At 32.3% G+C, this 1711-nt stretch carries 2 protein-coding genes; both read right to left on the bottom strand.

Translation table 11 applies throughout. The annotated features are described in order from the left end of the window. Positions 1-9 precede the first annotated feature (9 nt). Entirely contained in the window at positions 10-618 is a 609-nt protein-coding gene (locus tag HMPREF9171_RS112150; RefSeq protein WP_000903265.1) for a hypothetical protein, read from the bottom strand. A 92-nt stretch (positions 619-710) separates the two neighbouring features. Continuing rightward, positions 711-1711 (bottom strand): sensor histidine kinase (locus HMPREF9171_RS112155; RefSeq protein ID WP_001871915.1); only part of this gene is annotated, 1001 nt, incomplete at its 5' end.

The following is a 1711-nucleotide window of genomic DNA, read 5'->3' as shown; positions in this document are numbered from 1 at the left end:
TTAGCTAAATCAGTCAGCTCGTACTGTTTTTTTAGCATAGTAAGTTTTTAATACCTCTTTTGTAATACCATGTTTTTGATAGATTTTTTCTATTTTTGACGTTAATATTTTTAGTTCTTTATTTTGGTTTTCAATAGAGTTATCAAATTTTTGATAGCGGTCGTTCAACCTTGTCTCAAGGTAAGCACGTTGTTCAAAATATAATTTTAATCTATCTTTTTCGTTAGTGGATAGGTTTGTCTTATCAATCAATTTTTTGACTTCACTTGTGCTATCCCATGTTTGATTATCAATAGAAGTATAGAATTTAGTTAGTAGACGTTTATTTTGCTTCTCTAGTTGGTTGATATCTTTGTTAATATACAATTCAATAACTTTTAAATCTTTTGCTTTTTTGACTTCAATATGTCGTTGGATATGGTCGATTTTAGCGTAGAGAGGAGCAGCTTCTTTATCTGCAACTTTTAACTTATGTTCAATAGTTTTTTGACTCATATGAACAGTTGATGTTTTTTGTGATTGTTCAGCCGCTACATGATTTGGTTGTAAACTCGTATATGTTGCTAAAGAGAGAACGGCAATAAGCGATAAGGAATGTATTTTTTTAGAATGTAACATATAAAAACTCACTTTCTTTTAGAATAACTTTTTGATCTATAGGTATTATAGGTTAAAAAAGCAATAACTTCTTTGAATTTTTGTAGGAAAAGTTAGGCAATTTTGTGGCAATTGAAATAAATCGTAAAAGTTGTTGAGGTCGAATCACTCTCAGCGATGATATTACCATGATGTTGCTTGATAATTTCTTTAGTCATTGCAAGTCCAATACCTGTTTGGCCGCCATGTCCTTTATAGAAGCGATCGAAAATATAAGGCAAGTCTTCTTTTGAAATGGCTGGTCCGTCGTTTGAGATAGTTAGTTTTTGATTTGTGTAAGAGATTTCAATATGAGAAACAGCATAGCGTAGTGCGTTACTAAGGATATTATTGATAGCTCGTTGAATCAACTCTTCGTTACCTTTTAGTAACTTTTCATGCTTGTCTGGTCTATAAGTGATACTAATCTTTTGTTTATTAGCTAGGGGTTTGAAATAAGCAATAATACTATTAAGTAATTCATTTAAAGAAAATTCATCTTTTTGATCACTTAAGTTACTATCTAATTTAGAGAGTAAGATAATATCGTCTACGAGCTGTTTCATTTTTTTGCTCTCTTGCAGAATAACAGAGTGTGCGAGCTCGGCATCAATAATACCCTCTTGAACTCCCTCAGTATATCCTTGGATGGACATTAAAGGTGTCCGTAACTCGTGGGAGGCATTTTGAAAGAAGTTTCTTTGGCTCTCTTCTGCCTGGTAGATTCGATTTGCCATTTCTTGGCTCTCAAGTAGAAGAGGATCGAAATCAGAAAAGACAATTTCTTTTTGACTAGATTGATGATTGCCTTGATTTTTCCAAAGGCTGGAAATATAAGTTTGTACTGATTGAATAGATTCTCTAATTCCAGTGAAAGTCTTCCTCATAATAAATAGCATGGGAATATAGGTTAGTACTAAGATAACTATAAGAAAATGATTAATTTTAGTAATTAGATGCTGGGTGTAAGTAATGTCTGAAAAGTTAATCACATGAAAAAGTTGCGACTGTGCTTTAGGAGCTTTTTTTATGCTACCATCAACAAGGATACCAGAGTAGTCTTTGGTCATTACAT

The organism is Streptococcus agalactiae ATCC 13813 (assembly GCF_000186445.1).
Lineage (GTDB): Bacteria > Bacillota > Bacilli > Lactobacillales > Streptococcaceae > Streptococcus > Streptococcus agalactiae.
The sequence above is the reverse complement of the archived record's forward strand: the minus strand, read 5'-3'. Positions and strand labels throughout refer to the sequence as shown.